The 18,747-nt window shown below is 67.7% G+C and carries 16 protein-coding genes; 6 read left to right on the forward strand and 10 right to left on the reverse strand.

From position 1 onward, the window contains the following. Positions 1–92: 92 nt before the first annotated feature. Positions 93–1,241, forward strand: a complete 1,149-nt coding sequence (locus FOZ70_RS12925) for a DUF1176 domain-containing protein (protein ID WP_219706005.1) — start codon at positions 93–95, stop codon at positions 1,239–1,241. A gap of 61 nt (positions 1,242–1,302) precedes the next feature. Further along, the gene (locus tag FOZ70_RS12930; protein ID WP_219706007.1) at positions 1,303–2,607 is read left to right on the forward strand and encodes a nitrite reductase; all 1,305 of its coding nucleotides are present in this window, start codon (positions 1,303–1,305) and stop codon (positions 2,605–2,607) included. 36 nt (positions 2,608–2,643) lie between these two features. On the opposite strand, the gene FOZ70_RS12935 is transcribed toward FOZ70_RS12930, so the two are convergent. Next, positions 2,644–3,312 carry an O-methyltransferase gene (locus FOZ70_RS12935; RefSeq protein ID WP_219706009.1) on the reverse strand — a complete coding sequence of 223 codons (669 nt, stop codon included), beginning with the start codon at positions 3,310–3,312 and terminating at the stop codon, positions 2,644–2,646. A 132-nt stretch (positions 3,313–3,444) separates the two neighbouring features. Between FOZ70_RS12935 and FOZ70_RS12940 the strand changes: the two genes are divergently transcribed. Beyond that, positions 3,445–4,740: an aminotransferase class I/II-fold pyridoxal phosphate-dependent enzyme gene (locus FOZ70_RS12940; protein ID WP_060376321.1), complete on the forward strand. Its 1,296-nt coding sequence runs from the start codon at positions 3,445–3,447 to the stop codon at positions 4,738–4,740. A gap of 182 nt (positions 4,741–4,922) precedes the next feature. Next, entirely contained in the window at positions 4,923–5,648 is a 726-nt protein-coding gene (locus FOZ70_RS12945) for a hypothetical protein (protein ID WP_219706011.1), read from the forward strand. 22 nt (positions 5,649–5,670) lie between these two features. On the opposite strand, the gene FOZ70_RS12950 is transcribed toward FOZ70_RS12945, so the two are convergent. Together FOZ70_RS12950 and FOZ70_RS12955 are read right to left on the reverse strand one after the other, a co-directional pair. Beyond that, positions 5,671–6,174, reverse strand: coding sequence for a hypothetical protein (locus FOZ70_RS12950; protein ID WP_060058990.1), 504 nt, complete (start codon positions 6,172–6,174; stop codon positions 5,671–5,673). A gap of 65 nt (positions 6,175–6,239) precedes the next feature. Next, positions 6,240–6,515 carry a DUF4148 domain-containing protein gene (locus FOZ70_RS12955; protein WP_021157383.1) on the reverse strand — a complete coding sequence of 92 codons (276 nt, stop codon included), beginning with the start codon at positions 6,513–6,515 and terminating at the stop codon, positions 6,240–6,242. Between the two features lie 317 nt (positions 6,516–6,832). Here FOZ70_RS12955 and FOZ70_RS12960 point away from each other — a divergent pair, with 317 nt between their 5' ends. Next, positions 6,833–7,993, forward strand: a complete 1,161-nt coding sequence (locus FOZ70_RS12960) for a porin (RefSeq protein ID WP_219706013.1) — start codon at positions 6,833–6,835, stop codon at positions 7,991–7,993. A 311-nt stretch (positions 7,994–8,304) separates the two neighbouring features. On the opposite strand, the gene FOZ70_RS12965 is transcribed toward FOZ70_RS12960, so the two are convergent. Further along, positions 8,305–8,607 (reverse strand): hypothetical protein, encoded by a 303-nt coding sequence (locus tag FOZ70_RS12965; RefSeq protein WP_346656402.1) that lies wholly within the window; start codon positions 8,605–8,607, stop codon positions 8,305–8,307. Between the two features lie 251 nt (positions 8,608–8,858). Between FOZ70_RS12965 and FOZ70_RS12970 the strand changes: the two genes are divergently transcribed. Next, positions 8,859–9,146, forward strand: coding sequence for a DUF4148 domain-containing protein (locus tag FOZ70_RS12970; protein WP_219706015.1), 288 nt, complete (start codon positions 8,859–8,861; stop codon positions 9,144–9,146). Between the two features lie 79 nt (positions 9,147–9,225). On the opposite strand, the gene FOZ70_RS12975 is transcribed toward FOZ70_RS12970, so the two are convergent. From FOZ70_RS12975 to FOZ70_RS13000, 6 genes are all read right to left on the reverse strand, one after another. Then, positions 9,226–10,650, reverse strand: coding sequence for a heavy metal sensor histidine kinase (locus FOZ70_RS12975; protein WP_219706019.1), 1,425 nt, complete (start codon positions 10,648–10,650; stop codon positions 9,226–9,228). After that, a complete protein-coding gene (gene irlR, locus FOZ70_RS12980) occupies positions 10,647–11,330 on the reverse strand; it encodes a heavy metal response regulator transcription factor IrlR (RefSeq protein WP_021157388.1) in 684 nt (227 codons plus the stop codon). Before irlR ends, FOZ70_RS12975 begins: the two co-directional genes overlap by 4 nt. Further along, complete coding sequence (locus tag FOZ70_RS12985) at positions 11,330–14,554, reverse strand: CusA/CzcA family heavy metal efflux RND transporter (protein ID WP_219706021.1); 3,225 nt, start codon at positions 14,552–14,554, stop codon at positions 11,330–11,332. Before FOZ70_RS12985 ends, irlR begins: the two co-directional genes overlap by 1 nt. Before the next feature lie 209 nt (positions 14,555–14,763). Further along, a complete protein-coding gene (locus FOZ70_RS12990) occupies positions 14,764–16,239 on the reverse strand; it encodes an efflux RND transporter periplasmic adaptor subunit (RefSeq protein ID WP_060050773.1) in 1,476 nt (491 codons plus the stop codon). Positions 16,240–16,273: 34 nt separating this feature from the next. After that, positions 16,274–17,614: a TolC family protein gene (locus FOZ70_RS12995; RefSeq protein WP_219706023.1), complete on the reverse strand. Its 1,341-nt coding sequence runs from the start codon at positions 17,612–17,614 to the stop codon at positions 16,274–16,276. 370 nt (positions 17,615–17,984) lie between these two features. Beyond that, positions 17,985–18,737, reverse strand: a complete 753-nt coding sequence (locus tag FOZ70_RS13000; protein WP_219706025.1) for a hypothetical protein — start codon at positions 18,735–18,737, stop codon at positions 17,985–17,987. Positions 18,738–18,747: the final 10 nt, after the last annotated feature.

Below are 18,747 nucleotides of genomic sequence, written 5' to 3' on the forward strand. Positions count from 1 at the left end.
ATGCGCCGCCGCCTTCGACCGCCCCGCTTGCTGACGATGCGCTTGCAGTCCGACGTCTTGCGCCCGCCCATTCACAGTCGATACGAACCGTCATGTCGCACCGCCTTTCGCTCGCCATCGCCGCCCTCCTCGCCGTTTCCCCGATCGTTGCCCAGGCCCGTCCGCTCGCGCGGCCGCCGGTCGAGCGCGACTTCAAGAACTGGTCGGTCGTCTGCGACAACGTCAATCGTTGCATTGCCGAAAGCCATGCCGACGACACCGACGATTCGCGCATCAGCCTCATCCTGCGCGTGACGCGCGATGCCGGCCCGGACGCGCAAGCGTCGCTCGCCCTCTATGCGTCGGCGCCGCTCGACCTGCGCACCGCGCGCGCGGACGGCCGCCCGTTCGACGCGATGGCGGCCCAGTGGCATGCGTTCGGCGGCAAACCGGACGACGACGAAGCACATCCGTTCCGGATCCGCACCAACGATCCGGCAACGGTGGCCGCATGGCTCGCCGCGTCGCGCAATGCGCAACTGCTGAGCTTCGGCGATCCGGCGTCGGCGCAAACCGCTCGAACGCCGTTGACGGGATTGAACGCCGCGCTGCTGCTGATCGACGACACGCAAGGCCGGGTCGGCACGACGACGGCGCTGCTGCGCACCGGCAACCGGCCCGCGTCGTCGGTGCCGGCCGCGCCGGCACTGCCGCCCGCCGTCGTGCCGGCGCCGGCCGTCGCGGACCTGCCGGCCGGCGGGCAGCGCCCGCTCGTCGACGCGGTGCTCGCGAAGTTCGGCGACGACATCAAGCAATGTGCGGCCGACGTCGAAGACGAAATGTCGGCCGGCGATCGCCGGAAGGCGTCGCGCGCCGTGGCGATTTCCGCCGACGAGGCGCTCGTCGCGATACCGTGCCAGACCAGCAGCATGTATAACCACACCGACCTGTGGTATCGCGTGCGAAGGACGGCACCGTTCACGCCGACGGCGATGAATTTCGGCGAGAACGCGAACGCGGGGCTCGACTCGGCGTCGTTCGCCAACGAACTGACGGAGGCCGCCTACGACCGTACCCGCGCGACGCTGTCGAGCAAGGTCAGGCTGCGCAGTGCCGGCGATTGCGGCTCGACCGCGTCGTGGATCTTCGACGGCCGGCGCTTCGTGCTCAGCGACATCGCCACGCACGGCACGTGCAACGGCCTGTTCGACGATCAATGGCCACGCCTGTATCGACGTGCCGATGCGCCGGGAAACCGCTGACGCGCGCATCGCACCGAAACACGCCGGCAGTCACACCCATAACAAACCGAGGGGCCGATCCATGCACCTCCCGTTCATCGACGCGTCGCGCAACGCGACCGCGACGCGGCGCACGCGCGGCTGGCGTGGCGCAATTGCGTTCGCGCTGCTCGCCGTCACCGCGTTCGCCTTTTCGCCAATGAAGGCAGCACGCGCGGCAAGCGCCGACGATACGGTCGAGATCCCGTTCTGGTCGCGCGACTGGGTCGGCACGATCGGCAACCGGCATGTCGAAGTCTCGCTGTCGCGCGTGGCCGGCACGGTATCGGGCTCGTACTGCTACGCGCCCTGCACGTCCGACAAACGCTACCGGCTCGCGCTGAAGGGGACGCTCGACGCGCACGGCGCCACGCTGTCGGAACGCGACAGCGGCGCGAAAGCCGGCGCCGATCGCGTAACGGGCACGTGGCGCGTGGCATCGCTCGACAATGCGGTGGCCGGCACGTGGGCGTCGCCGGACGGCAAACGCACGCTGCCCGTCTCGCTCGCAACGAAACAGGACGGCAGGCCGTTCCCTTACGAGATCCGCCTCGTCGCGGACAAGCTGCCGGACGACGACGGTTCGTGCAACGACCCGCCGCACGTCGCCGCGATCCGCCTGTACGATCGCGGCCGCCTCGTGCAGACGCTGCAGACCGATTCACGCGGCACCTGCGGCCTGTTCACGCCCGATTTCGCCGACGTGAATTTCGACGGCTGGCCCGACCTGATGCTCGCGCAATCGATGGGCGCGAGCCCGAACATGCCATACCAGACGTGGATCTTCGACCCGAAGACGCGGCGCTTCGTCGACGCGCCGCAGGGGCTGCAGGGCATCACGTCGCCGGAGTTCGATGCCGTGCACCGGATCATCTGGACGAGCTGGCGCGCGAGCTGCTGCGAGCACGGCGTGACGACCTACCGCTGGCAGGGCAACGACGTGAAGGAGGCCGACTCCGCCAGCAGCTACCTGCTGCCGGTGCTCGACGGGAACACGCGCCGCTATTGCTACGTCACGCCACGCTACAGCGACGGCTACATCGAGTTTCCGCAGCGCATCGAGCAGACCGGCACGGGGCTGCGCTCGACGCTGGGCACGCTGAAGGACTGCGAGGCGGACGCGTCACCGTGGATGGCGCGCGTGTACATCGGCATCTGGAAGCCGGGCGCGCCCGGCCACGCGCCGACGCTCGTCCGCACCGAAAGGGTCGCGTGGAAGCGCACGCCGACCCGCGCCGGCATGAAGTTCTGCCCCGACGTGCCGTTCTACGATAACGGCCGCATCCGCCGCATCGTGCTGCGCGACGATCCCGACCAGTGCAACGACAGGAATCCCGACCAGAACTAGCGCACGGGCCGACCGCACGCGCGTGCCGCCTTCACGTCATACGCCGACGATCGAGATCGAGAACCCGTCCCAGCCCTTCTGCCCGACCGTCTGCACGGCCGTCGTGGTGACATGCGGCGCGGCTGCGAGACGCGCGAACCCGTCGCGCACGCCGGCCACGTCGGGCTCGCGATTGTCGGGATCGGCCACGCGGCCGCCGCGCACGACGTTGTCGACGACGATCACCGTGCCGGGCCGCGACAGCTTCAGCGCCGCGTCGAGATAGACCGGGTTGTTGTCCTTGTCGGCATCGATGAAGATGAAATCGAACGGCGCTTCGCCCGCGTCGACGAGCCGCGCGAGGCTGTCCTTCGCGCTGCCGACCACCACCGTCACGACCTCCGCGAACCCGGCACGCGCGATGTTCCGCGTCGCGACCTTCGCATGTTCGGGGTTCAGTTCGAGCGTCACGAGCGTGCCGCCCGGCGGCAATGCGCGCGCGAGCCAGATCGTGCTGTAGCCGCCGAGCGTGCCGACCTCGAGGATCCGCCGCGCGCCGCGGATCGTCGCGAGCAGTTGCAGCAGCTTGCCCTGGTTCGGCGCGACGTTGATCGCGGGCAGCCCGGCCGCGTCGCTCGCCGCCAGCGCGGCGTCGAGCGCGTCGTCGGACGGCACGAGCGTCGCGGAGAAATACGCATCCACCTGGTTCCAGTGTTCCTGATTCATCGCGCCCCCCTTGTTTGCGGAAAGGGCATTCTATGCGCCGCACCGCCATAAGCAACAAACCATTCGTTCTAAGGGCCGCCGCGCACGTGCTCCTATAATCGCTCGACCACCACAACAACAGACGGAGCACCCATGACCGACCAGGCCTCTTCGAACTGGCGCCTCGAAACCATCGCCGTGCACGGCGGTTATCGTCCCGACCCGACCACGCGCGCGGTCGCCGTACCGATCTACCAGACCGTTGCGTACGCATTCGACGACACGCAGCACGGCGCCGACCTGTTCGACCTGAAGGTGCAGGGCAACATCTACACGCGGATCATGAACCCGACCACGGACGTACTCGAGCAGCGTATCGCCGCGCTCGAGGGCGGCATCGGCGCGCTCGCGCTCGCATCGGGACAATCGGCCGTCACGTACGCGATCCAGACGATCGCCGAGGCCGGCGACAACATCGTGTCCGCGAGTTCGCTGTACGGCGGCACCTACAACCTGTTCGCGCATACGCTGCCGCAATACGGGATCACGACGCGCTTCGCCGATCCGCGCGACCCCGCGTCGTTCGAGCCGCTGATCGACGCGCGCACGAAGGCGATCTTCGCGGAATCGGTCGGCAACCCGCTCGGCAACGTCACCGACATCGCCGCGCTCGCGGAAGTCGCGCGTCGCCACGGCATCCCGCTGATCGTCGACAACACGGTGCCGTCGCCGTATCTGCTGCGCCCGTTCGAGCACGGCGCGGACATCGTCGTGCATTCGCTGACGAAGTATCTCGGCGGGCACGGCACGAGCCTGGGCGGCGCGATCGTCGATTCGGGCAAATTCCCGTGGGCCGAGCATGCGGATCGCTTCAAGCGGCTGAACGAGCCCGACGTCAGCTATCACGGCGTCGTCTACACGGAAGCGTTCGGGCCGGCCGCCTATATCGGCCGCGCGCGCGTGGTGCCGCTGCGCAACATGGGCGCGGCCATCTCGCCGTTCAATGCCTTCCAGATCCTGCAGGGCATCGAAACGCTGGCGCTGCGTGTCGAGCGGATCAGCGACAACGCGCTGAAGATCGCGCAGCATCTCGCGCGTCACGAGCAGGTCGAATGGGTGAACTATGCGGGCCTGCCCGACCACCCCGACCATCCGCTCGTCGCGCGCTACCTGTCGGGCCGTGCGCCGGGCATCCTGACGTTCGGCGTGAAGGGCGGCCGCGACGGCGGGGCGAAGTTCCAGGATGCGCTGAAGCTGTTCACGCGGCTCGTCAACATCGGCGACACGAAATCGCTCGCGACGCACCCGGCATCGACGACGCACCGGCAACTGTCGCCGGCCGAACTCGCGAAGGCCGGTGTGAAGGAAGAAACGGTGCGGCTGTCGATCGGCATCGAACATATCGACGACCTGCTCGCCGATCTCGATCAGGCGCTCGCGCAGGTGTGACCGGCACGGGCGCGCCGGCTTGCCGGTGCGCCCTGCATCGAATGTGTTGACCTTGAAGCGGCTTCAGGGTGTTCAATCCCCGGTTGATGCCGGGGCAACGCCCGGCGTGCATGAACCGTACCCTGCGGCCGGGCAGCCGGACGCCGAGCCCGCTGCCGTACGCCAACCGTTCGAGAGGCCTCATGACACCGACCGCGAAGCTTGCGCTACTGACGTTACCGCCCGTGCTGGTGGCCTGTTTCGGCGCACTCGCCGCCGCGTGGCGCGCCCCCAGCCCGACCACGTCGAGCGTCATCCAGCATTTCACCGGCGGCATCGTGTTCGCGGCCGCGGCGCTCGAACTGCTGCCGCAAGATCGCGCGCATGCGCTGTTTCCGGTCGTCGTCGGCTTCGTGCTCGGCATCGCGCTGATGCTCGCGATCCGTGCGCTGTCCGGCGCGATCGAGACGCGCTTCGAGGACGCGCGGCTGCCCGTGAGCCTCGTCATCGTCACCGCGATCGACCTCGTCATCGACGGCCTCGTGCTCGGCATCGCCTTCTCCGCGAGCACCGAAAGCGGCATCATCCTGACCATCGCGCTGACGCTCGAGGTGCTGTTCCTCGCGCTGTCGGTCAGCGCTGCGCTCGCGGCCGCCGGCATCGGCCGCATGCTGTCGATCGTCGTGCCGGTCGGGCTCGCGGCACTGCTGAGCATCGCGGCCGTTGCCGGCAACGCGGCGTTCACAGGGCTTCCCGCCAATATCTACGCGGCGCTGCTCGGGCTCGGCACCGTCGCGCTGCTGTACCTCGTCACCGAGGAACTGCTGGTCGAAGCGCACGAGGTGCCCGAAACGCCGTTTGCGACGGCCGCGTTCTTCATCGGCTTCATCGTGTTCTTCCTGATCGAAGGATCGGTGAAGGCCGGATAAACCGGGCGCGGCCGCGCGCCGGTTACCACGTCGTCGCGCCCGTCGGATACGTATCGACGATGCGCGTGCCGTTGACCGGCGTCACGCCTTCGTCGCGCAGCGCGGCCCACAGGTCGATCGCGTGTTCGCGCGACTTGCGGCTGCCGTCGTCGGTCAACACGTTCAGTGCGATCACCTCGTCGCGGGTCGTCAGTTGCAGTTGCTCCTTCAGCTTGCGTGACTGATGCGACGCGGTGCGGATATCGCCGAGCAGGATCCGCTTCTCCGCGACATCCTGCCCGCCGCCTGCATCGGCCGGCACGAACGTCAGCCGTCCGTTTCCGACTTCGCATTGTCCGCGCGTGAACGTCGCGCTCCACTCGCCGGCCGGCACGGTCGCGAGCTCGCAGCGCATCCGCTCGTTCGCGCGGCGGCCGACCTCGTGCGCCGGCGCGTGCGACAGCGCGCGTTCCGGCCAGCCGGCCGCCATCGCAGCCGTCGACACCAGGCACGCCGCGAGCACGATTCCTTTCGCGAAATGGCGCATGGCACTCTCCTCTTCGTGTGGGGTGCGGCCGGCGGGCACCGTGCCGGCCGGCCGCGCATGAACGATCAACGAACCGCAAGACGGTTGTCGTGCGCATCGACCCGCGGCGCCGCCTCGCCGCGATGTACCGTCGCGCGATGGATTTCCTGGTTGCGCGCGACGGTGGCCGGGCTCGCCGGGTAGTCGTGGTTCGGGCTCGGGATCACGCCGTCGTGGCGCGCACGCACCAGTTCCTGACGGACTTCCTGACGGGTCTTCTGCTGCGCGGCCGCTGCCTGCGAGAGGGCCGCAATCGACAGGACGGCGGCGGCGACGACGATCATCGGTCGCGGAATGTTCATGTGGCTCGCTCCTTGCTGGAAAGATGTGACAGGAGCCTTCACTTTGATCCGGCGGCGGTGCGGAATCGTGATCGCAGCATGACGGTTTCGTCACTGCCCCGACCGCTTCTATATCGCACTCCCGATGAAAACGGGTCGCAAGTTTCCAGGCCGATGACGCGGCGATGACATTTTTCTCATTTGTCCCTCACCTTCACGATCCGAACGCTTTCCAGAATCGGCAGCGCGATTGCGACATTCCGCGCCTGCCGCACCGACGCGCGGCGTCGGAATCGACCGATGCACGGATCGATCCTCTTGAACCTCAGGGACACACCATGAAAACTCCAGTTCGGCTCGCGATGATGTCGGGGGCGATGCTCACGGCCGCCCAAGCGGCACACGCGTCGGAAGTCACGCTGTACGGCCTGTTCGATACGTCGTTGACCTACGTGTGGAATGCCGACGCGAACGGCACGAATCTCGTCGGCCTCGGCAACGGCAACCTGCTCGGCAACCGCTTCGGCGTGAAGGGCGCGGAAGATCTCGGCGGCGGGCTGAAAGCGGTCTTCACCCTGGAAAACGGCTTCAACCCGAACACCGGCGCGCTCGGACAAGGCAACCGGATGTTCGGCCGGCAGGCTTTCGTCGGCCTCGAAAGCGCGCGCTGGGGCACGCTGACGCTCGGCCGCCAGTACGACGCGCTCGCGGATGTCGCGTGGCCGATTACCGGCGATTTCTACTTCGGCAGCGTCTATGCGACACCCGGCGACGTCGACAACTACGATACGTCGTCGCGCACCGACAACGCGGTGAAATACACGTCGCCGGTGATCAACGGATTCCAGTTCGTCGGCATGTACGCGCTCGGCGGCGTGGCCGGCAAGAGCGGCGCCGGGCAAACCTGGTCGGCCGGCCTGTCGTACAGCAACGGCCCGGTCGACCTGGCCGGCGGCTACTACTACGCCGCCAATCGTTCAGCGCTCGCCAACGGCATCCGCACCGGCTGGAACGGCACCTCCGACGGCACGTTCGACGGGTCGCTGGTCAACGGCGGCTATCTCTCCGCGAAATCGATCGGCATCGCGCGCGGCGCGGTGCGCTACAGCTTCGCGCCGTTCGCGGTCGGCATCGACTACAGCAACGCGCAGTACAAGGCCGATGCGATGTCCGCATTCCGGAGCACGCAGAAGTACGACACCGCGCGCGGCTTCTTCAACTACCAGGCGACACCCAGCCTGCTCGTCGGCGTCGGCTACAGCTACACGCGCGCCCGCGGCGATACGGGCGCGACCTATCATCAGGTGTCCGCCGGCGCCGATTACGTGCTGTCGAAGCGCACCGATCTCTACGCGGTCGGTGCATGGCAGCGCGCGAACGGCGAACAGCGCACGCTCGACGGCGGCACGCAAACGGCGCAGGCGTCGATCGGTTCCTATGGTTATGGCGGAACGCGCACGCAGGGCATCGTCAATCTCGGGTTGCGCCACCGGTTCTGATCGCGGCGGCAATACACGCGCCGCGTGACGAAAATTTCATGTTCCGATCAGGTTAGCGAAGCGTCGCTTCGCTACGATCGGAAACGTGACGGGCAGCGCCCGTTCCAGACCACGCAAGCGGGTCGCTGCCGCACGGCACGTCACGCGTTAGGCCCGGACTCGTCGAGTGCCGGGCTTCTTTTTTGCTCGTCGCGAATCGACATCCTGTGTGTTCGGCAACGAACCCGCGACCGACCGCGCGCTATCCCGGACGACTCCCGCCGCCTACCCGGCAACCTGAGAGCGCGCAATCGCGTGCGGTGCGATCGCGGTCAACGCGTGCCGCTGCGCTGCGGGAACAGGCACACGTGCGTCTTGACGTACAGGTTCGGATTGCCGCAGCGATGCCCCGCATAGTCGATCTGCTCGCCGGGCATGAGGTCGGCCGCCAGCGGCTTGCGCGCGGCGGCCGGCGTGGTCGATGTGGCCGATACGTTGGGTGTTGGTCCGGAGCGCGTCGATGTGCAACCCGCGAACAACGGGACGATCAGGACTGCGATCAAGGCGAGGCGAACGGCGGGACGATGCAATTTTCGGTCCGGGGTGAAAGTCGGAAAGGGCCGCCCGCATTCCATGCTGCTGTCGCGGACGGCGCGACTGCCGTCGGCCAGGTCGACCATCGGCAGACTTCATGTTCCGCTTCCCGCTCATCGCGCCCATGACGCGAACATGACGATTGCATCATGTCGGCCGCGGTCGAACGGCACATCCCGGCATCACGCAATCTGACGCATTTTTCATCTCGCGATCACGATCACGCACGGCCGCTTTCGCATACTGGGTCCATGGTTCGCCACCCGGCGGCCCTGATCAAGGAGAGCACTCGATGAAAACCGCACAACTCGCAGCACTGTTCGTCACCGCCACGCTGTCGCTCGGCATGGTCACGCAGCCCGCGTCCGCGCAGACACAAACGCAGGGCAAGACCCGCACGCAGGTCGTCAATGAACTGAAGCAGGCGCAGCACGATGGCGTCGTGCCGACGAGCAAGACGCAGTACCCGCCGAGCGGCGAGCTCATCGCGCGCAACAAGGAGCTTCACGGGATTTCGGTGCATGGCGGCGAGAAGAAGCCGCAGACCGACAACCACGACGAACTGACCGCGCGGCAATGACGCCCGGCCGCACGATCGCGGGCAGCGCGCCACGCGCGGCCGCCACATGGCGAACGCGCGGGCGTGCCCGCCCGCGGTGTCAGGCGCCGGCGGCCGCCAGCCGCTTCGGCTCGGCCGGCTGGCGCGGAAAGCGCAGCCAGAACGTCGTGTGGCGGCCGGGGTCGCTGTCGACGCCGCATTCGCCGCCGTGATTGTCCATGATCGACCGGACGATCGCGAGGCCGAGCCCGGTACCCGACGCCGAATTGTGCCGCGACGGATCGACGCGATAGAAGCGCTCGAAAATCCGCCCGACATGCTCGGCGGCAATGCCGGGCCCCGTGTCCGACACGGCAATCGTCGTCGCACCGCCCTGCTCCACGCAGTCGATCGTCACGACGCTGCCGCGCGGCGCGTACCGCAGCGCATTGGACAGCAGGTTGCTCAGCGCGCGCTGGTACAGCGTCAGGTCCGCATCGACCCACGCGTGACCGTCGACCTTCACCTGCACGCCCGCATCCTCCGCGAGCGCCTCGTAGTAGCCGGCCACGCGCCCGGCCTCCTCCGCCGCATTCAATCGCCGCACGTCGATCGACGTGCCGGCCTGTTCCGAACGCGCGAGAAACAGCATGTCCTCGATCATCCGCGACAGCCGCTGGTATTCGTCGATGCTCGACTCGATCACGTTCCGGTATTCATCCGCGCTGCGCGGCTGCGACAGCACGACCTGTGCGGCCGCCTGCAGGTTCGTGAGCGGCGTGCGCATGTCGTGCGCGAGATTCGACGAGAACTGGCTCAGCCGCGTGAACGACTCGTTCAGCCGCCCGAGCATCCCGTTGAACGCGTGCTCGAGTTCCTTCAGCTCGCCCGCGGTATCGAGTTCCGGCAGCGGATGGGCGAGCCGGCTCGTCGACATCTGCTCGGCGCGCGCCGCGAACCGCCGCAGCGGGCTCAAGCCCAGCGCCGCGATGCCGTACGCGATCGCGGCCGCGAGCATCACGCCGAACACCTCGATCACGACGATCGTATAAGCGTGCGTGCGCAGCAGCAGCATGTCGGCGCTGCGGTCGTACTGCACCGCGACGCGTACCACCGGCGCGCCTGCGCCGGCGAGCGGCACGGTCGTCACGAGATACTGCTGCCGCGCGCCGGGCGGCGCGACGCCGACCGGCACGCGCCCCGCGTCGAGCGACAGCAGCGGTGCAACCAGCCGGAATCCGGGCGTGCCGACGAGGCGTGTGCCCGTCGCGTCGTAGATCGCGAGATCCATGTTCGGATGGCCGTGCAACTGGTCGATCCAGATATCGACGTTGCGCGTGACGTCTGCCGTCGAGCGCGCTTCGGCCAGGTGCGCGCCCAGCGCGGCGGAAATCCCGGCCATCTGCTCGGCGGCCGTCGTTTCGACGCGATTGCTGAGCGCCTCGTAAAGCGCGACCCCGCTCGACGCGAGGATCACCGACGTCGACAGGATGATCAGCGCGGTCAGGCGTCCGCGCAGCGTACGCGGCAGCAGTCGCGCGATCATGCGGCCGCGCCGCCGCGCGCTTCGAGCACGTAGCCCATCCCGCGCACGGTGTGGATCAGCTTCGGGTCGTACGCGTCGTCGATCTTCGAGCGCAGGCGCCGGATCGCCGAATCGACGACGTTCGTGTCGCTGTTGAAATTCATGTCCCACACCTGCGACGCGATCGTCGCGCGCGGCAGGATTTCGCCTTCGCGGCGCATCAGCAGCCACAACAGCGCGAATTCCTTCGCGGTCAGCAGGATCGTGTCGCCCTGACGCGTGGCCTTGCGGCGCGTCAGGTCGAGTTCGAGGTCCGCCACGCGGAGCGTGTTCGAATCGCGCGGCTGGCCGCGCCGCAGGATCGACTTGATGCGCGCGGTCAGCTCGACGAAATCGAACGGCTTCGCGAGATAGTCGTCGGCGCCGAGCTCGAGCCCCTTCACGCGGTCGCCGACATCGTCGCGCGCGGTCAGGAACAGCACCGGCGTCGACTTGCTGCGCCGCAGGTTCTGCAGCAGCGTCCAGCCGTCCTGCCCGGGCAGCATCACGTCGAGCACGAGCAGGTCGTATTCCTCGGTCTCGGCCTGGTGCTGGCCCGTGATGCCGTCCTCGACCCAGTCGACGACATAACCTGCTTCCGTCAGGCCCTTGCGCAGATATGCGCCCGTCTTCGGTTCATCTTCGACAATCAGAATTCGCATCACGCATTACCCTTGAAAAAACCCAGCCGGCGCAGCGCGCCCGACACGAAGCCGCCGCCGAAGCCGCCCGCCAGCGCGGCACGCCACGACACCGCATGGCTGACGCGGTACAGCACGGGCAGCACCAGCAGCGTCAGCGCCGTGGACGACAGGATACCGCCGATCACGACCGTCGCGAGCGGGCGCTGCACCTCGGCGCCGGTGCCGGTCGCGAACGCCATCGGCAGGAAACCGAGCGACGCGACGAGCGCGGTCATCAGCACCGGCCGCAGCCGCGTGAGCGCGCCTTCGCGCACGGCGGCCTCGAGCGGCGTCCCTTCGTCGCGCAGGTTGCGGATGAACGAGATCATCACGAGCCCGTTGAGCACGGCCACGCCCGACAGCGCGATGAAGCCGACCGCCGCCGTGATCGACAGCGGAATCCCGCGCAGCCACAGCGACACGACGCCGCCGCTCAACGCGAACGGAATGCCGGTGAACACGAGCAGCCCGTCCTTCACGTTGTTGAACATCACGAACAGCAGCACGAACACCATGAACAGCGCGAGCGGCACGACGAGCTTCAGGCGCTCGCTCGCGCTCTGCAGCTGCTCGAACTGCCCGCCCCACGACACCCAGTAGCCGGCCGGCACGCGCACGTCCTGCTGAAGCTGCTCGCGCGCGTCGGCGACGAACGAGCCGACGTCGCGCCCGCGCACGTTCGCGCTGACGACCACCCGCCGCTTGCCGTCCTCGCGGCTGATCTGGTTCGGGCCCGGTGCGACGTCGATCGTCGCGAGCTCCGCGAGCGGCACGTACGGCGCCGCCGCGAGCGGTGCGCTGGCGCCGGCCGCCGGCGCGGGCAATGCGATCGGCAGCCGCTTGATCGCCTCGATGTCCGAGCGCAGCTCGTCGGGCAGCCGCACGACGATGTCGAAACGGCGGTCGCCCTGGAACAGCGTGCCGGCCTTCTGCCCGCCGACGGCCGCGGCCACCGTATCCTGCAGGTCGGCCACGCTCACGCCGTAGCGCGCGAGCTTGTCGCGGTCGAGATTGACGGTCAGCACGGGCAGCCCCGTGGTCTGCTCGACCTTCACTTCGGACGCGCCCGGCACCTTCTGCAATGCCGCCGCGATCTGCTCGCCGGTCTGGTTCAGCACGGCCATGTCGTCGCCGAAGATCTTCACGGCGACGTCGCTGCGCACGCCCGAGATCAGTTCGTTGAAGCGCAGCTGGATCGGCTGCGAGAACTCGTACGCGTTGCCCGGCAGCTCGGCGAGCGCTTCCTCGATCTCCCGCACGAGCTGGTCGCGCGGCTTCTTCGGGTCGGGCCACCGGTCGACGGGCTTCAGCATGATGTAGCCGTCCGACAGGTTCGGTGGCATCGGGTCGGCCGCGATCTCGGCCGTGCCGGTGCGCGCGAACACGCGCTCGATCTCGGGGAAGCGCGCCTTCAGCGTCTTCTCGATCGACTTCTGCATCTCGACCGACTGCGACAGGCTCGTGCCGGGAATCCGCAGCGCGGCGACCGCCAGGTCGCCTTCGTTCAGGCTCGGGATGAACTCGCTGCCGAGCCGCGTGGCCAGCCCGAGCGTGACGAGCACGATCGCGCCCGCGCCGAGCATCACGCGCACCGGCCGCGTCATGAATGCCGCGAGGACCGGCTCGTATGCGCGCCGCGCCCAGCCCATCAGCCGGTTTTCCTTCTCCTCGACGCGCTCGCCGATGAACAGCGCGACGGCCGCCGGAATGAACGTGACGGTCAGCACCATCGCGGCTGCGAGCGCCATCACGACGGTGATGGCCATCGGATGGAACATCTTGCCTTCGACACCGGTCAGCGCAAAGATCGGCAGGTACACGACCATGATGATCAGTTGCCCGAAGATCAGTGCGCGCCGCGCTTCCTGCGACGCGCCGAACACTTCCGCAAAACGCTCGTCGCGCGTGAGCGGCCGGCCGGCGGCGGCCTGCGCATGCGCGAACCGCCGCACGCAGTTCTCGACGATCACCACCGCGCCGTCGACGATGATCCCGAAGTCGAGCGCGCCGAGGCTCATCAGGTTCGCACTCACCTTCGCGTTGACCATTCCGGTGAAGGTCATCAGCATCGACAGCGGGATCACGAGCGCGGTAATCAGCGCCGCGCGCATGTTGCCGAGGAACAGGAACAGCACGGCGATCACGAGGATTGCGCCTTCGAGCAGGTTCTTCTTCACCGTCGCGACGGCCTTCTCGACGAGCACCGTGCGGTCGTACACGGGAATTGCCTTCACGCCGGACGGCAGCGTGCGGTTCACGTCCGCCATCTTCGCGGCGACGGCCTTCGCGACCGTGCGGCTGTTCTCGCCCATCAGCATGAAGACCGTGCCGAGCACGACTTCCTCGCCGTTCGACGTCGCGGCGCCGGTGCGCAGTTCGCGGCCGATGTCGACTACGCCGACGTCCTTCATCCGCACCGGCACGCCGCCGACGTTGGTCAGCACGATGTTCGCGATGTCGTCGACCGTGCGCGCCTGGCCCGGCACGCGCACGAGATACTGTTCGCCGCGCTTCTCGATGTAGCCGGCGCCGACGTTGTCGTTGTTGCGTTCCAGCGCGCGCACGACGTCGGCGAGCGTCAGCCCGTACGACATCAGCTTCGCGGGATTCGGCGCGACACGGTATTCCTTCACGTAGCCGCCGATCGAGTTGACCTCGGTCACGCCGCGCACGTTCCGGAGCTGCGGCCGCACGACCCAGTCCTGCAGTTCACGCAGGTCGGCCGCCGTATAACGCGTGCCGTCGGGCTTGCGCGCGGCGGCATCGGCTTCGACGGTCCACAGGTAGATCTCGCCGAGCCCCGTCGACGTCGGCCCCATCGCGGGCGCGATGCCGGGCGGCAGCTTGTCCTTCGCTTCCTGGATGCGCTCGTTGACGAGCTGCCGCGCGAAGTAGATGTCGGTGCCGTCCTTGAAGATCACGGTGACCTGCGACAGCCCGTAGCGCGAGATCGAGCGCGTCTGCTCGAGGCCCGGCAGCCCGGCCATCACGGTCTCGACCGGATAGGTGATGCGCTGCTCGGCCTCGAGCGGCGAATAGCCGGGCGCGGCCGTGTTGATCTGGACCTGCACGTTGGTGATGTCGGGCACCGCGTCGATCGGCAGCTTCTGGTAGCTGAACACGCCCAGTGCGGCCACGGCCGCGATCGCCAGCATCACGAGCCAGCGGTGCGCAATCGCAAAGCGGATCAGGCGTTCAAACATGGCGGGGTTCCTTGAAGCGGGGCACGGTCACCCTCGACGGACGGGCCGCCCGGCCGGCCACCCGGCGGGCCGGAAATCTGGCCGGAAATCTGGCCGCGAATCTGGCCGCGAATCTGGCCGCGAATCTGGCTGCGAATCTGGCCGCAAATCGGGCTGCAGACCGGGCTGCGGACCGGGCCGTGATTCGCACCACGGCGCACACGTGCTGCTCATTCATGTTCCGCGCTCCCCTTGCCGAGTTCGGCCTTCAGCACGAAGCTGTTCGACGCCGCGTATTCCTGGCCCGGCTTCAGCCCCTTCAGCACTTCGGTCGCACGTTCGTCGCGCCGCCCCGTCTCGACGGCCTGCGCGACGAAGCCCTTCGGAGAACGCACGAAAACCGACGGTGCGCCGTCGACGTCCTGCAGCGCGTCGCTCGCGACCGCGAGCGGCACGCCCTGCTTGCCCGCGTCGACTGACACGTTCACGAACATCCCGGGCCGCCACACGCCGTCCGGGTTCGGCAGCACGACGCGCGCGGGCGCGGTGCGCGTCTGTTCGCCGAGCAGCGAACCCACGTACGCGATCGGGCCGCTCGAACGCGATTCGAACGCGGTCGCGACGACCGTCGCGTCGCGGCCCACCCGCACGTCGTTGAGCCGCTGCGCCGGCACGGCCATCTCGGCCCATACCGTCGACAGGTCGGAGATCACGAACATGCTGGCATCGGCGGCGATCGCTTCGCCGGGCGTCGCATGCTTCTCGACGATCGTGCCCGCGAACGGCGCACGCAGTTCGTAGCGGTTCAGCGCGCCCGCGCCGGCGGGCGCATTCAGCGCGGCGAGCTTCTGTCGCGCGTTCTGCACGGCGATCTCGGCTTCGCGCAACTGCACCTGCGCCTGCTGGTAGTCCTGCTCGGCCGAAATACGCTCCTGCCACAGCGTGCGTTCGCGCTCGTAGGTCGCGCGTGCGCCCGACAACCGGCGTTCGGCCGTCAGCAGCTCGCTGCGCCGGTCGGCTAGATCGGTGCTCGCGATCACGGCCAGCACCTGCCCCTTCGCGACGTTCTGCCCGAGCGACACCGACACCTGCTCGACGATGCCGGCCACGCGCGGCACCACGTGCGCGGTGCGATCCTCGTTGAACTTGATCTCGCCCGGCAACTGGAACGGCGTCGCGATCTGCGCGGGGCCGGCCTTCGCGAGTGCGATCTTCGAGGTCGCCAGCTGTGCGTCGGTCAACGCGATCGCACCGTCGGCGCGTGCGAACGGGAACGAGGCGGCGTCATTGCCCGCCTTCACGTCGATCGTCGCATCGAACACGTGCGGCTTGGCGATCGACTGCGCGGACACGAACTTCTGGCCGGCCGCGTCGAAACGCAACGGCTCGTGCGTGCGGTCGTAGCGGACCAGCGTGCCGGACACGGTGACACCCTTGCCGGCCGGCTTGCCGTCGACGAACGGATAGACGACGAGGCGCGCGTCGCCGGGCTTCTCCGTCATCACGATTTCGACGGACAGCTTGCCGCGCCTGAGCACGACACCGCCGCGCTCGCCGGCGGCTTCGGCGGATGAACCCGCTTCGGGCGCCGCCGACGCGGACGTGTCGTTGCCGCCGCCGTTGCGTGTGACACCGAGTGCGCCGAGGACGATCCCGGCGGCGCCGAGCACGACCGCCGCGATGATCAGGATTCTGCTGCGTGACATGATGATCCTTCAGGTAATGGAGGCGTCTGTTGCGCTATTGCGTGACAGGCACAAGCGGCACAAGCGGTACAAGCGGTGCAAGCGGCGTACCGACGAGCCGGCCGATGTCGGCACGCGCGGTATGGGCGTCGGCGAGCGCGCGCACGTATTGCGACTGGCCCTGGAACAGCGTGCGCTGCGCGTCGAGCACGTCGAGGAAGCTGAACTTCCCGAGTTCGTAGCCGCGCGACATCGCGTCGAGCGCGACGCGCGCGGCCGGCAGGATGTCGTCCTTCAGCCGCTGCGCTTCCTGCGCGGCGGCTTCGAAATTCGCGTAGGCCTGCGTGAGTTCCAGCCGCAGGCGCGTGCGTTCGCGATCGAGATCGGCGTTCGCCCGCGCGGCCTTGTGCGTCGCCTCGAGCAGCGCGCCCTTGTTCGTGTTGAACAGCGGAATCGGGATCGACACGCCGACCACGGCCTGGTTGTCCGGCACGCTGCCCGTGGTCACGCGTTTCACGCCCGCGCTGATCGTCACGTCCGGAATGCGCCGCGCGCGTTCGAGCGATACGGCCGCGTTCGAGCGCAGCATCTCGGCGCGCGCGATCCGCGCGAGCGGCGCGTCGTCGAGTTGCGCGGTGAGCGCGGGCAGCGACTCGACCGGCGGCACGGCTTCGAGGTCGCCGAGCACCGCCAGCCGGCCGTCGCGCGCCTCGCCCATCACCGCGTTCAGTTTCTCGCGTGCGACCTCGACACGGCCGCGCGCCGTCACGACTTCGATCTGCACACCGGCCGCCGCCACGTGCGCCTTGGTCGCCTCGACCGGCGACACCTTGCCGGCCTGTGCACGGCGGCTCGCGAGATCCGCGGAGCGCGCGGCGATCGCGGCCGACTCCTCGGTAACCTGAAGCTGGCGCTGCGCGGCGAGCAGCCCGTAGAACGCGGCGATCACGTCGGCGCGCACGACGGCGCCCTGTTCGTCGAGAGACGCATTGGCCGCCTCCCTGCCGTACGACGCGACGTCGAGCCGCGCGCCGCGCTTGCCGCCGAGTTCGATCGTCTGGTTCAGCAGCACGGTCGACGTGCGTTCGGCGCGACGGAAGCTTTCCTGCAGGAACGACACTTCCGGATTGGGGCGCGCACCGGCCTGCATCAGCGCGCCCGCGGATGCATCGACGTCCGCACGCGCGCCTCGCAGCGCCGGATTGTTCCGGGCCGCGGCCGCGAGCGCATCGGCAAGCGTCAACGAGGTGGAAGGGCGCGCGTCGGGTGGCGGTGCGCCGATCGGCGCGGCGCTGCCGGAGGCTGCCGGAGCCGGCCCCGGCGACAGCGACGGCTGCGCATGGGCCGTCGCGGCCATCGCGAAGACAACGGCCACGGCGAGGTTGAGCTTGAGCATGTTCGGTTCTGCGGTAACGGTTCGCGACCGATGCTACGGTCCGGCCGCAGTGCGAACATGAGGCGAAGATGACATTTCCGTCATCTTGGGGGCGGCCGCGCGCGAGCGTGCGACGCTTGCCGGCCGCGGCGGTGGGACGGCCACCACGCACGGTGATTGGATGAAGCGCCGTATCGCCTTACCGACTTGCTGGAACAACGTGATCCGCACGCGGATAGGTGAACAGATCACGTCTCACGAATCAAATACAGCAGATCTCCAGAAACGCCGACGAACAAGACGCGGAACCCACTGCGTCGCAAACCTCTCGGCGGCACCTCACTGTCCACGGGAGTGACCACATCCCGGCGGACATATCGGCCTTATCCGATCAATTCTTGGTCGCGTCGACCTTTACCTCAATCCTCGTATATTCCGGTCCCAGCAATTGCATTCGCTCAGTTTGTCCTCGCTCGTCCGTCATTCCGACATAGTGGTCCGCGCTCGTGGTAACTCGGTAGCAAACGTGCGCAAGCGGCTTCGAACGAGACCCAAGGAGCAACGCCTTGTCTTCGGTGCGCGCCGTCCATCTCTCCGTCGTGACGATACGAGCCGTTGCAGGCTGACGCTCGTCAGCACACGTAAAACGATCAACGTCATGTGTGGGACCCGGCGTAGCCGCCGTAACTGCATAGCTACTAACACCTCGCAAACTCGGGGTATTGCATAGATTTTGACAACCTTCCGACGGGCATTTCGGAACAAACTCCACGCCGACCTGATGCGCGTCATAGGGGTCGCGTTTGCCGTCCTTGCCCTGAATGATCCGCTCGTGAATCCACACATCTTGGGGATTCATTCCCAGTTGAACAAGGAAGGATTTCATCGCCTCACCACGCAATTTTGCCAACTCTTTCGGATTGCGTTCCCACGCAAACGCGGCTGCATCTACAGTTGCTGATGCCCCTTCACGTGTCCACTCTCTCGCAGTCAGGAAGTGTCTAACAAGACTCAACCGATCGCTGTTGCCAATCTCGATAGAATTCAACGCCAACTGCATATTGTCTTGTTCCAGAACCTTACATGCATAGGCCTGCGACGAGCAGAACGCAAACGCCAGGAGAATCGATATCGATCGTTTCATTCCTTTGGCT

This window comes from Burkholderia sp. COPS, from assembly GCF_019425585.1.
Taxonomy (GTDB): Bacteria; Pseudomonadota; Gammaproteobacteria; order Burkholderiales; family Burkholderiaceae; genus Burkholderia; species Burkholderia cepacia.

What these genes read in the sequence shown, in the direction of transcription:
- FOZ70_RS12925 (WP_219706005.1), top strand. Translation starts at nt 93, where the DNA reads ATGTCGCACCGCCTTTCGCTCGCCATCGCCGCCCTCCTCGCCGTTTCC.
- FOZ70_RS12930 (WP_219706007.1), top strand. Translation starts at nt 1,303, where the DNA reads ATGCACCTCCCGTTCATCGACGCGTCGCGCAACGCGACCGCGACGCGG.
- FOZ70_RS12935 (WP_219706009.1), bottom strand. Translation starts at nt 3,312, where the DNA reads ATGAATCAGGAACACTGGAACCAGGTGGATGCGTATTTCTCCGCGACG.
- FOZ70_RS12940 (WP_060376321.1), top strand. Translation starts at nt 3,445, where the DNA reads ATGACCGACCAGGCCTCTTCGAACTGGCGCCTCGAAACCATCGCCGTG.
- FOZ70_RS12945 (WP_219706011.1), top strand. Translation starts at nt 4,923, where the DNA reads ATGACACCGACCGCGAAGCTTGCGCTACTGACGTTACCGCCCGTGCTG.
- FOZ70_RS12950 (WP_060058990.1), bottom strand. Translation starts at nt 6,174, where the DNA reads ATGCGCCATTTCGCGAAAGGAATCGTGCTCGCGGCGTGCCTGGTGTCG.
- FOZ70_RS12955 (WP_021157383.1), bottom strand. Translation starts at nt 6,515, where the DNA reads ATGAACATTCCGCGACCGATGATCGTCGTCGCCGCCGCCGTCCTGTCG.
- FOZ70_RS12960 (WP_219706013.1), top strand. Translation starts at nt 6,833, where the DNA reads ATGAAAACTCCAGTTCGGCTCGCGATGATGTCGGGGGCGATGCTCACG.
- FOZ70_RS12965 (WP_346656402.1), bottom strand. Translation starts at nt 8,607, where the DNA reads ATGGAATGCGGGCGGCCCTTTCCGACTTTCACCCCGGACCGAAAATTG.
- FOZ70_RS12970 (WP_219706015.1), top strand. Translation starts at nt 8,859, where the DNA reads ATGAAAACCGCACAACTCGCAGCACTGTTCGTCACCGCCACGCTGTCG.
- FOZ70_RS12975 (WP_219706019.1), bottom strand. Translation starts at nt 10,650, where the DNA reads ATGATCGCGCGACTGCTGCCGCGTACGCTGCGCGGACGCCTGACCGCG.
- irlR (WP_021157388.1), bottom strand. Translation starts at nt 11,330, where the DNA reads ATGCGAATTCTGATTGTCGAAGATGAACCGAAGACGGGCGCATATCTG.
- FOZ70_RS12985 (WP_219706021.1), bottom strand. Translation starts at nt 14,554, where the DNA reads ATGTTTGAACGCCTGATCCGCTTTGCGATTGCGCACCGCTGGCTCGTG.
- FOZ70_RS12990 (WP_060050773.1), bottom strand. Translation starts at nt 16,239, where the DNA reads ATGTCACGCAGCAGAATCCTGATCATCGCGGCGGTCGTGCTCGGCGCC.
- FOZ70_RS12995 (WP_219706023.1), bottom strand. Translation starts at nt 17,614, where the DNA reads ATGCTCAAGCTCAACCTCGCCGTGGCCGTTGTCTTCGCGATGGCCGCG.
- FOZ70_RS13000 (WP_219706025.1), bottom strand. Translation starts at nt 18,737, where the DNA reads ATGAAACGATCGATATCGATTCTCCTGGCGTTTGCGTTCTGCTCGTCG.